Source organism: Kitasatospora sp. NPDC056184 (genome assembly GCF_042268405.1).
In the GTDB taxonomy this organism is placed as follows: domain Bacteria; phylum Actinomycetota; class Actinomycetes; order Streptomycetales; family Streptomycetaceae; genus Kitasatospora.
This window is the reverse complement of record NZ_JBHJUI010000002.1, coordinates 510,335-520,683: the sequence shown is the minus strand read 5'-3', so window position 1 is coordinate 520,683 and position 10,349 is coordinate 510,335. Positions and strand designations below refer to the sequence as shown.

Here is a 10,349-nt window from a genome sequence, read left to right as displayed (position 1 = left end):
GGTCCGGCCTGTGCTGTTCCGGCCTGTGCTGTTCCGGGCTGTGCTGTTCCGGGCTGTGCTGTTCCGGAGTAGGCGCGTCCGGCGCCTACGGGCCCGGCACGTCCGGGTCCGGCACGTGCAGCGGCCCCCCGCCGCGCGGGGCGGGCGGCGGCGGGGCGGTGCGCAGGGCGAAGCCCCGGGCCTCCACCCGCCGCTCGATCTCCTCCCGGAAGCCCGGCACCGCCGGCACACCGGCCCAGGAGAGCGAACCGTCCAGCCCGACGGAGAACTCGATCCCCGCCCCGGTGTCGGGCTCCGCCGGCAGGTCCGCGTAGCGCCGCGACAGCCAGTGCAGGCGCTGGTTGGACGACCCCCGCCAGCGCAGGTCGGCGTGGAGCGGGGCCACGTACGGACCGTCGACGAGCAGGTCGAGCCGGTCCAGCAGTCCCCGCTGCGCCGGAGTGCCGCGCCGCAGGGTCTCCAGGCGGAAGCCGGAGTACGCCATCGCGGACAGCTCGGGCCGCGCCCTCCGCAGGCCGTCGAGCAGCGCGACCAGCGCCCCGGCCTGGGCGAACGGCTCGCCGCCGGAGACGGTGACCCCTTCGATCCCGGTCAACCCGGCCAGCCAGTCGACGAGTTCGGCGACCGGGCGGCCCGGCCCGTCGGTGAACGGCAGCGTCTCCGCCGCCACACAGCCCCGGCAGCGCAGCGGGCAGCCCTGCACCCAGAGCACCGCCCGGTGGCCGGGCCCCAGGACGGAGCACCGGTCGAGCGTGCGGGCCACCGAGAGCCGCGAATCCGTTCCGTTCACCTTGTCCTCCACGCGGTGTCCGCCGCCCGGGGCGCCCGCCGACCGGGCGCCATCCCGGCGGGCGCGGCCGGGTACTCCTCGCCGCCCCGCCGCGCCAGGTCGCACCACGGGCACCACGGCCGCTCCGCCGTGTACACGTGGCGGCCGTTCTCGGCGCAGTCGCGCAGGCGGCCGTCCGCCAGCTCCGCGCGCAGGGCCGCCGCCCACGCCGCCGCCTCCGGCCGGTCGCCGGGCGTGCTCCGCCCGGCCGGCCCGAGGGCGGCGCGCAGGAGTGCGGCGACCCGGCCGGGCAGCAGGTCGGCCGGTGGCAGCGGACCGGGCAGCGCGACGGACCGGTGGTCCGTCAGCCGGCAGCGCCCGTGCAGCAGGTTGTCGTCCAGCGAGACGTACCGGCTGCCGTCCCCGGGGTGCCCGGCGAACGGGTGCAGGCCCGCCATCAGCAGCCGGTGCACGACGACCGCCAGGACGAAGTCGTCGCCCGCCCGGGACGGGACGGCTCCCGGGACCGCCACCGCCTCCGGCGCCGTGTACCCGGCCGTGCGCACCCGGCAGCGGAACACCCGGCCGCCGTCGGCGAACTGCCAGGAGTCGACGTCCGCCATCCCGACCGCGCCGTGCCCGTCCACCCAGAGGTTGTCCGGCTTCAGGTCGCCGACCAGGTACTCCTCCGCGTGCAGGGCGGCCAGCAGCGCCGCCAGCCCGGCCGCCGCCCGCAGCGCGGTCGCCCAGGTGGCGCCCGGCAGGCGGTTGCGGCGGCCGTCCGACGAGAGCAGGTCCTCCAGCGGCCGGTACCGGCCGCGCAGATCGCTCATCAGGTACCCGTGCACGCCGCCGCGCACCGTGGTGACCGGGACCCTCGGCCAGGCCACCCCGCCGCCGGCCCCGCCGAGCAGCCGGACGGTGCGGGGCTCGTGCCGGCGGCGCGCCAGCCGCGCGATCCGGTCCCGGTAGGCGGCCGGGTCGGGAGGCCGCGGCACCAGCTTGGCCACCAGCGCCGGGACGTCCGCCACGGCGTGGACCACCCCTTCGCCTCCCCGGCCGACCTCCTCGGCCAGCCACCACTGCCGGCCGTCCTCGGCCGCCACCCTCAGGGCCATCGGGCACCGCCGGGCGGCAGGGCGGGGAGCACCGCCGGGTGGTCGCCGGGGGCCGCCGCCCGCCGGGCGGGGGCGCTCACCGGTGCTCCTCTTCCAGGCCGTCGAGGATGTCGGTGTTCGCCGCGTAGTCCTCGACCTCGGCGGAGACCTCCTCGGCCGTGCGGTCGCCCGCCCGTTCCGAGCTCAGGAACACGACGTCGAGGATCCGGCCGAAGTCCAGCCCCGCCAGCAGGTGGGTCGCCCGCGGCGCGAGGGCCTCCAGTACCTCCTGGTCGGCCCCCTCGACCCCGATCACGAAGAGGAGGCACTCACCGGCCCGCTCGGCCTGCCGCAGCTGTTCGGCGGTGGCCGCGATCTCCGCCGCGTCCAGCCGGGCGCCGGCCCCGTCGCTCGGCGCGCCGTCGGTGATCAGCCAGATCAGCGGCCGCAGCACCGGGACCCGGCGGGCGGCGAGCTCCCGGTAGCGGCGGCGGGCGAGGTCCAGGGCGAACCGCAGGGCCGGCACCATGCAGGTGAAGCCCTGCGCCGTCAGAGCGGGCGGCCGCAGCTCCTCCAGCGGGCTGAACAGCGCCTCGCCGTCGGCCTCCTCCGGCGCGCGGAAGGCTCCCGCGGAGGCGTCGAAGACCCGCACCCGCGAGTCGAACGCGACCAGGCAGACCCCCACCCTGGAGCGGAGCCGTTCCCGGGACCGGATGGAGTCGAGGCCGCGGGCGAGCGCCCGGTTGAGGTCGGCGATCGGCGGGGCGTCCGCGGGGCGGTTCATCGAGGCGGAGGTGTCCAGCAGCACGATGACCGGCTGCTGTTCGTCCCAGCCGCTCCCGGGACCGGCTCCGCGGGCCGTCCGGCCGGTGGCGGTCGTCATGGCGTGCCCACCGCCCCGGACGCCGCGGGGCCGGTCCGGAACGCCTCGCCGGGGCCGGCGCCGTCGGGGCCCGCGCCGTCGAGGGCTCCGCCGAAGCGGGCGCCGGCGCTGTCGACGGAGTCCCCGGTGCGCGGTCCGGGCGGTACGACCGCCGCCCGCAGCGGGGCGAACAGCCGGTTCACCTCCGCCACGCCGTCCGGTGTGTCCAACGCGCGGACGGTCCCGGGGTCGCTCTTGAGCACCCCCTCGCCGCAGCGGTCGCCGAACAGCACCAGGGCCTCCCGGGGCCGGTGCCGCCGGGACTGCCACACCAGCCCCTGCGCCTGCGGCACCCGGGAGCGCAGCTCGGCGGCCCAGCGCCGGGTCTGGGCGTACCCCGGGCCCTCGGTCTCCAGCAGCCAGGAGTCCTGGCAGACCGCGGCGAGGTCCTCCTCGGTGACCAGCTCGACGAGGCAGAGGTCGACGGCGGTGTGCAGCACCGTCAGCGAGCGCTGGGCGACCGCCCGGTAGGGGACCAGCCGCATGCCGGTGCCGGCGTCGAAGGGCATCGCGCGCAGCAGGACCTCGGCCAGCGCGGTGGCCGGCTCGGGCGCGGCGTAGAGGAAGGAGTAGGGGTCGGCCAGGGTGCCGTCGAAGCGGCTGCCGCCGAAGTGGGAGTCGGCCGGCACGGGGTTGAAGCCGGCGCCGGCGCGCCCGGTCCGGTGGCAGCGCCAGAGCTCGGTGCCGGCCGGCAGGCTCCGCAGGTGCGGGCGCATCCGGAAGCCGTCGGAGTCCTGGGGAGGCGGGTACGCGGGCATCAGTCCCCCTCCACCACGGACAGGGCGGCCGCGGTCAGCAGCTCGTCCGAGACCAGTCCGAGCAGTGCGGCCGGGGTGCCGCCCAGCCAGCTGTTGCCGGCGAGCCACCAGTCGGCGGCTCCCCAGGGGTCCTCCTCGGCCAGCAGCAGCCGGTTGATCCGCGCGACGACCGGCAGCAGGCCGCGGTCGGCGGCGGTGCCGGTACCGGAGCCGCCACCGGAACCGGTCGTCGCGTCGGCGAACTGGAAGGCGGGGTAGCGGTGTTCGCCCGCCCGGTCGACCAGCCGGATGATCAGGCCCGAGCCGTCCAGGGTGGCCGCGTCGAGGCCGCGCGCGTCGAGGTCGGCGCGGCCGAGCGAGGGGGCGGCCAGCAGTCGGCGCTGCACGGCGGCGATGATCCCGGCGGTGTCCGGCGCGGCTCCCGGAGGATCGGCGCCGTGTCGGTCGTCGGCGCGGTCGTCGGCGCCGCCGTCGGCGCGGCCTTCCGCACCGCCGGGGCCGGGCACGGAGGCGGCGAACGCGGACGCGGCGTCGGTCTCCGCCAGCCAGGCCAGCAGCTCCGCGGCCAGCTCGGCCGTCGGCCGCGGGTCGGCGGCGACCGCTCGCAGGCCGTTCAGCTCCTTGCGCACCGGGTGGTCCAGCGGCAGCGACATCAGCGTCAGCTTGACGCCGTGGAACGCCTTCCGCGTGGCCTCCCCGTCGCCCCGCGCCTCGGCGAGCGCAGCCACCCGGGCCGCCAGTTCCGTGCGCTTCTCGTCGGTCAGCGCCGCCCACACCCCGGCCCAGTGCTGCCGTACCAGCGCCATCAGCGCCTCCGGACTCATGCCGTCCCCTCCTGTCGTTCCACCGCGCCCGCAGGCCCGGCCGTCGCGGCCGGGGCCGCGGCCGCGGCCCCGGGGTGGCCCTGGTGGACGAAGGCCGCCCAGAGCGGCAGCCGGTCGAGACCGGGCTGCGAGGCCTCGCGCCGCAACTCCCCGCCGAGGCCCTCGGGCGCCTCGCGGTGCGGGTCCAGCATCCAGAGCTGGGCCGCGCGCAGCGCGTCGGCCGGGCTGAGCCCGGTCACCGCCACGTGGTGGTGGAAGACCGCCATCATCAGCGCGGACGCGCCGTCCCTCGTCGTCCAGCGCGAGCCGACGACGTCCTTCGCGCCGCTCGCCAGGAACGCCGTGGCCAGGGTCAGCGCCTCGTCGTGGTCGCGGTTGGAGAGGTCCGTCTCGCAGGCGCTCAGGACCACCAGCGGCCCGGCCCGGTCGACGCCGGCCTCGGCCGGACGGTCCAGCAGACGGGTGACGGTGAGCATCCCCGGGTCGGCGGCGCCGGCCGGCGGGCCCGCGTGCCCGGACGGCCGCGCCGGACCGGGGTGGGCCAGGCTGAGCGCGGACACCGTCGGACGGACGCCCGCCTCGCCGTGCGAGGCGATGTGCAGCAGCGAGAGCGGCGGCCGCGCGCCCGCGCCCGGGAGCAGCGCGAGCATCTCCTCCGGCGTCCCGGGACCGACCCGCTCGCCGTCCACCTGGTAGTACTCGCCGTAGAGTTCGGCGCCCGGGTAGTAGCCGTCGCGAAGCGCGAGGACCTCCAGCTCGGCCCGGGTCAGGTCCATCTGCGGGTCGGCCACCAGCACGGGGCGGGCCCCCGGCGCCAGCCGTTCGCGGGCCGCCGCCCGCAGGAACTCCCGGCCCGAGGCCGCGTACGACAGCACCGTGGTCTCGCACGCGTAGCGGTGCCGGCTCCCCTCCGGCAGCCGGGCGGCGTGCCACGGCACGGCGCCGAGGTTCCCGCAGGGCACCAGCAGGATCCGGGGCGGGCCGGGCCTGCCCCGGTGCCGGTCCGGGTTGGCCTCCAGGCGCTCGGCGATGCCGAGGAGGACCGGGCCGACGACGGCCGGCCAGGCCCAGTCGCACAGCTCCGCGAGGGCTTCCTCCCAGGGCTCCTCGATCGCCTCGGCGGCCGCGGCCCCGGCCGTCCCGGGCGCCGCCCGGCGCAGCCGTGAGCGCTCGGCCGACAGGTCGAGGAAGGCCTCCAGCGGCGCGCGCCCGGCCTCGGCGAGCAGCGGCAGGCCGAGCACCCCGGGCTCCAGGTCCGGACCCAGGACGATCGCCATGCCGGGCATCCCCTCCGCACCCGGCACGAGATACACCAGGGCGTCGGTCTCGCCCGGCCGAAGGCCCGCGTTCAGCTCCGCCAGGGTGGGCGGTTCGAAGAGGCCCGGCCCGCCCCGGAGCACGTCCAGGGCCCGCCGCCGCAGCAGGCTCGGGATCGGCTGGTCCGCGGCGCGGTCCCGGGCGGACGCCGCCTGCCGCCAGGCGTCCGCCAGCTCCGAGTGGCCGCGGGCCGCCAGCAGTTCCGGCACCTCGGCCGAGGCCGCGGCCGTCTGCAGCACCAGCGACCGGCCCAGCTCCAGCATGGTCACCGCGTGTTCGGCCAGCCCCTGGGCCCCTGCCCAGCGCGCCGCGTCCACGGCGCGCGAGGCTCCCTCCCGGGCCCTCAGCAGCCGGTGTTCGGCGCCGACCTCCAGCAGCACGTCGGTGGTCAGGACCTCGAAGGACTCGACCATCGCCCGCGCCGCGGCCGCCCGGTCGCCCGCGTCGACGTCGTCCCGCTCGCGGTAGGTGTCGGCGAGGGCCCAGAGCAGCGTGGCGTGCTGCCACGTACCGCCGTCCGCCGCGTCGCGCCGGGCCGCCTCCAGCTCCTCGACGGCACGGTCCTGATCGGCGCGGGAGCGGGTGAGCCAGGCCTGCAGGTGGCTGGCCATCGCCTGGGCCGGCAGCTTCCGGCCGGCGCCGACGAGCAGGTTGGGCGGCTGCTCGGAGGGCTGTGCGTCCAGCTGGGCCCGGAGCGCCTCCGGGTCGCCGTCCAGGACGGCGCGGACCGCGGTGAGGCTGAGGCTCAGCGGTTCCAGCAGTCCGCCGTAGCCCGTCGACCCCTCCATGAGGTCGAGGGCCTCCCGCAGGTGGCGCAGGCCGGTCCGCAGCACCGTCAGGTCGTGCGTCAGCTGCCAGAGGTCCTGGTGGACCAGACCGAGCATCATCAGCGCGGGCACGAGGGCCTGGTCGCCGTCGGACAGGCCCTCGCGCAGCACGCGGAGGTCCTCGATGCAGGACAGCACGCCGGCCCGGTCCTCGGCGCGCTGGAATCCCGCGCTGCGCTGACCGATGGCGATGATCCGCACCTGGAGCGCGAAGGGGTGGGAGGTGTCGCCCAGCTCATCCAGCGCCTCGGTGAAGTGCCGGTCCGCCTCCTCCTCGTCCTCCAGGTTCCCGCCGAGGAAGCGGGACATGGACAGGAGTGTGGGATCGACGGCGCTGAGCAGCCCGCGCCACTGGTCCCCGGGCGGCAGGCCGTCGGTGGCCTGCCGCATGACGCCGAGCGCGTCGGCGAGCAGGTCGTGGTCCCGCCCGGGCACCGCGAGGCCCAGCGTGGCCACCGCGTAGGTCAGCGCGTCGTACGCCGCGTCGGCGGGACCGTCGGTGCTGTGGGCCCGGCCGGCCCTGACCCGTCGGGCGATCTCGGCGAGCTGCCCGGGAGCGAGCGAGCCCGGTATCTCCATGTCGACCATGGCCAGCGCCATGGCCGTCATCCGGTCGACCTCCTCGCGTTCGGCCTCCGGGTCGAGCGGTGGTGCGGCGGGTCCGGGGGCGTCGGGTGGTCCGGACGGGGCCGGGTAGGAGTCGATCAGGCCCATCATCACGCGTATCTGCGGGAGACCGGGGAAGTCCGCCGGAAGATTGTCGACCAGCGGTCCGATGCCGGCGAGGAAGTCGGCGGCGCCGCCCTGGGCCAGGCCGAGCGCGGTGGCCATGGTGTCCACGTGCAGTCGCACGTCCGGCGGCAGCGGGGCGTCCCGCAGGTCGCCCAGCAGCTCCCGCAGCTCGGCGAGCTCCGGCCCGCCGGGGTCGAGCACGGCCGGGTTCGCCGCCTGCCAGGCGACCGCGGCCGCGAAGCCCTCCGCGCCGCCGTCGGGCCGGGGGACCAGCAGTGTCGCGAGGTACAGCGCGGCCCGCTGGGCCTCCCACCCCGTGAGCGGCACCTCGCAGGCCCGCGCCTCGCGCAGCAGCCGCTGGGCGCGGGGGCTGTCCGCGGGTTCCTCGCCGCGCCGCAGGTGGCGGACGGCGAGCAGTCCGCCGAGCCGGGCGGCCAGGACCGCCCTGATCGGCTCGTCCTCCCCCAGCAGCCCCTCCAGCTCCGTGAGTTCGCCGATCACCCGGTCGTGGGCCACCGGGTCGTCGATCCGCGGCCGGGGCGGCCCCGCCGGGTCGGGGAGCAGCAGCGCCTCGGCCCGGCCCGTCGCGTCCAGGGCCCAGGCCCGCACCCCGGACAGGCCACCCCCGTCCGTCAACTGAAGCTCTGGAAGATCGTTCTGACCAAGTGTCATCTTGCGGCTCCGTCATCCGTGCAGCTCGTGGCGTCCACATCATGACCCCGCGCGCAACCGGGCGAACCCCCTTCGGGACCCGCGACCCGATCTCAACCGGGAATCAACCGCGTTCCGCCCGCAGCCGCCCCCGGACCGGCCGTTCGGCGCCTCCGAGCGCCGCCCGCGCGGCCGTGTCGGGTCGGCCACCGTGGTTCGGCGGACGGCCGGTTGGTCTCCGTGCGATACATCTCGGTTCGGTCGACCCTTCCGAGTTCCGCTGTACCGGCTGACATCCGCCCGGCTACTGTCTGCCGCGGTGAACCGGTCCTGACCCGCCGGTCACCGCGAGGGGGAAGGGTCCGCCCCGCCTCAGGGCGGGGCCGGTGGTGCGGATCGAGCTGGGGGCGGACGGATGTTCAGTACGGACGGCGACGACTTCGAGGCCCGGGTCCTGGACCTGGTGTCCAGACTGGTCGAACAGAGCGTGCGGGGCGGTGACCGGGCCGTCCTCGAACGGCTCGACCGGGTCGAGGGCCTGCTGCGGAGGTCCAGCACCACCGCGGTGGTGCTCGGTGAGTTCAACAGCGGCAAGTCCTCGCTGCTCAACGCCCTGTTGGAGGAGGTGCCCGGCCTCTTCCCGGTCGACTCCTTCGTGGCGACCCGGGCGCTCACCTCGGCCGAGTGGGGCGAGGAGGAGACCGTCACCGTGTCGCTCTCCGCGCGTACCGGCCGGCCTGCCGAGGAACGCCGGATCGACCGGTCCGAGCTGCGCGCCCACCTCAGCGAGGCCGAGGTGCAGGACGGGACCGCCGCCATCGACGCCGACCGGGTCTCCCGGGTCTCCGTTCGCACGCCCAACCCGAAGCTTCGCGGCGGCGTCGTGCTGGTCGACACCCCCGGCATCGGCGGCGTGCACCGCGGCCACACCGCCGTCGCCCTCGGTGTGCTCCCGCAGGCCGACCTTGCGCTCTACGTCACCGACGCCGGACGGGCCCCGCTGCCCTCCGAGTTGGCCTTCGTCGAACGGGTCGCGCGCGCCGTCGATGCCCGGAACTGCCCCGAGCGGCTGCTGTTCGCCGTCACCAAGATCGAGGACGAGGACGACCCGGACGCCTCGCTCGCCGAACTGCAGACCAGGCTGGCGGCACTTCCCGGGGTCGGCCCGCACAGCGCGATCCTGCCGGTGTCGAGCAGGCGCCGCCTCCTGCAGCTGGCCGGCGACGAGGACGCGGACGCACCGACCGGGTTCGGCCCCTTCGAGGACCGGCTCTGGGCCGACATCGCACGCACCGGGCTTCGGACCGGCGCCGGCGCGGCCCTGGTCGAACTCGACCTGGCCGTCCAGAGCCTGCGCGCCCCCGTGGACGACGCCCTCGCCGCGCTCGCCGCTCACGACGCCGCCGCCCGCGCGGAACTCGCGGCGGCCGCCGCCGCCCGCGCGGCCGAGGCCGAACTGCTCGCCGAGGGCGCCGCCGAGTGGCCCGAGCAGCTGCGCACCGCCCTGGACGCCGTCACGGCCGGGCTGCGGACCCGCGCCGGGTCCGAACTCGCCGAACTGTGGCGGGCGGTGCGCTCCGGCTACCGCACCGACGAGGCCTGGCTCGCCGAGCCCCAGCTGGTCGTCGACGAGCTGGCCGCCCGCCTCGCCCTGCTGACCGGCGCGCTGGGGCGGTCCGCGGCCGAGCAGTCCGCCGCGGCCTGCCACCGGATCGCCGAACGCGCCGGACTCCGGGTGAGCGGCCCCGCCCTCGCGGGCCTGCCGGTGCCTCCGCTGCCCGACCCCTCGGTGATCACCGGCGGCGCCCCGACCACGCTGGACGGCCTCGTTCTGGCGTTCGACGCCTCCGTGCGGGGGGCCCGGCTGGGCGCCGAGAAGGGCGCCCAGGTCGGCGCCGTCGCCTGGGACCAGGCGCTCTCCCTCGCCCTGGCCGGCGGCAACCGGACCGTCACCGTGGTCAACGGCGTCATCAAGGCGGTCTCCGGCCCCGGCGCTACCCGCGAACGGTCGGTCGGTGCGGTCACCGGCAGCGTGGTCGGCGGTGTGGTCGGCGCGGTGCTCGCCTTCACCTGGCGCGTCCGGGAGATCCGCGCCCTGGCCCGCACCGAGCGCATCGCCGCCCTCGACCAGCTGCTCGACCCGTGGGAGGCCCAGCAGCGGGCCTACCTGGAGACCGCGATCCACGAGCTGGTCGCGGCCTGCGCGGTCGACGCCGAGGCCGAACTGCGCAGCCGGATCAAGCAGCGGCAGGCCGAGTGCCGGGCCACCGCCGCCACGGTGGCCGCCGCGGCCGGCGCCGCCGAACAGGACGCCACCGCGTCGGCCGCCGAGCTCACCGCTCTCCGGGACACCTTGGACGGTCTCGCCCGCGAGGTGGCCGACCTCGGCGCGGGTCTCCGTGCCCGGCTCGCCGGCCCGTCGTCCGACGACGGCGCGCCGACCGGGCGGTGA

General features: G+C 77.1%; 7 protein-coding genes. 1 reads left to right on the top strand and 6 read right to left on the bottom strand.

The annotated features are described in order from the left end of the window. Window positions 1-85: 85 nt before the first annotated feature. The 6 genes from ACFC0B_RS07205 to ACFC0B_RS07180 all read right to left on the bottom strand — a co-directional run bounded on the left by ACFC0B_RS07205 (window position 86) and on the right by ACFC0B_RS07180 (window position 7,882). The gene (locus tag ACFC0B_RS07205; RefSeq protein ID WP_376083409.1) at window positions 86-790 is read right to left on the bottom strand and encodes a 4Fe-4S single cluster domain-containing protein; all 705 of its coding nucleotides are present in this window, start codon (window positions 788-790) and stop codon (window positions 86-88) included. Continuing rightward, window positions 787-1,887: a hypothetical protein gene (locus ACFC0B_RS07200; RefSeq protein WP_376083407.1), complete on the bottom strand. Its 1,101-nt coding sequence runs from the start codon at window positions 1,885-1,887 to the stop codon at window positions 787-789. The genes ACFC0B_RS07205 and ACFC0B_RS07200 overlap by 4 nt, the downstream gene beginning before the upstream one ends. Before the next feature lie 76 nt (window positions 1,888-1,963). Continuing rightward, on the bottom strand, window positions 1,964-2,749 hold the full coding sequence (locus ACFC0B_RS07195; protein ID WP_376083406.1) for a hypothetical protein: 786 nt from the start codon (window positions 2,747-2,749) through the stop codon (window positions 1,964-1,966). Further along, window positions 2,746-3,546, bottom strand: coding sequence for an RES family NAD+ phosphorylase (locus tag ACFC0B_RS07190; protein ID WP_376083404.1), 801 nt, complete (start codon window positions 3,544-3,546; stop codon window positions 2,746-2,748). The genes ACFC0B_RS07195 and ACFC0B_RS07190 overlap by 4 nt, the downstream gene beginning before the upstream one ends. Continuing rightward, window positions 3,546-4,370 (bottom strand): hypothetical protein, encoded by an 825-nt coding sequence (locus tag ACFC0B_RS07185; protein ID WP_376083402.1) that lies wholly within the window; start codon window positions 4,368-4,370, stop codon window positions 3,546-3,548. Before ACFC0B_RS07185 ends, ACFC0B_RS07190 begins: the two co-directional genes overlap by 1 nt. Next, window positions 4,367-7,882 (bottom strand): CHAT domain-containing protein, encoded by a 3,516-nt coding sequence (locus ACFC0B_RS07180; protein ID WP_376083400.1) that lies wholly within the window; start codon window positions 7,880-7,882, stop codon window positions 4,367-4,369. The genes ACFC0B_RS07185 and ACFC0B_RS07180 overlap by 4 nt, the downstream gene beginning before the upstream one ends. 430 nt (window positions 7,883-8,312) lie before the next feature. Between ACFC0B_RS07180 and ACFC0B_RS07175 the strand changes: the two genes are divergently transcribed. After that, complete coding sequence (locus ACFC0B_RS07175) at window positions 8,313-10,349, top strand: dynamin family protein (protein ID WP_376083398.1); 2,037 nt, start codon at window positions 8,313-8,315, stop codon at window positions 10,347-10,349.